The sequence below is a fragment of the Corynebacterium guaraldiae genome (assembly GCF_053480195.1).
In genome coordinates, this window is record NZ_JBRBAU010000034.1 from 1 (window position 1) to 948 (window position 948).

Annotated in this window: 1 protein-coding gene; it reads left to right on the plus strand. The window is 53.7% G+C overall.

Features of this window, described 5'->3' with window-relative positions:
- Positions 1-948, plus strand: a 948-nt coding sequence (locus ACUY3D_RS12655) for an IS1249 family transposase (protein WP_448241222.1), incomplete at both ends; no start/stop codon positions are given.

Consider the following 948-nt stretch of genomic DNA (forward strand, 5'->3'; position numbering starts at 1 on the left):
ACGACGCAGTTCAAGCAAAATGGTTTCGCCTTTTCATCTCTTGGCTCATGTCAGGCCACAGCCTGGCAGAGACAGCTAAGACCTGCGGAGTTTCATCACGAACTCTGCAACGCCGGTTCAAAACGTTTTGGCTTATCCAACCTCCCCGAAGCGTTGATAAGCAGCGAATCTACGACCAAATCTTCATCGACGGCACCTACTTCAACACCAAGTGCCTTGTCGTAGCTGCTGACTCCTGCCATGTCATCAACTGGTTCTGGTGCACTAAGGAATCCTCCTGGTCATACATGCGCCTGCTAGACGAGATAGCCCCACCACAACTGGTGACCTGTGATGGGGATTCAGGAGGACTTAAAGCACTACGCCACTTGTGGCCTGATACTCCAGTTCAACGCTGCATTGTCCACGTCAAACGCAACATTCAACGCGCCACAGGCCTGCACCCCACCTCGCCGATGGGCAAAGCACTGCGACGGCTTTCCTTCGAACTGCTAGCCGTTGACAACCTGGATGAAGCAGCCGAATGGACTGCCAAGCTACACCAATTCGGCACTGTATTTAGCGCCCAGCTCAAAGCCAAAACTTACGTCAAAGACGTCCCTTTCGAGCAGATTCCTAAATCCAAACGCGGCAACAAAAAATGGTGGTACACCCACGATGTTCACCGCGGAATCTACCTACAGCTGAAGAAAATGAGTCAACACGGACACCTCTTTGCCTACCTCACCCAAGCTAAAGAAGGCCAACGCTTAGAGCGCACAACCAACAGCCTGGAAGGCGGAGTGAACTCACAAATCAAGAAACTGATGCACGCCCACCGGGGACTACGCGACGAGCAACAACGCATCGCCTGTGACTGGTGGCTGTACCTACACACGCAGCTGCCTGGCGACCCCGTAGAAATCGCCAGGCAGCAAAACTGGGGCCAGGACGCACTCGCCAAAGCAC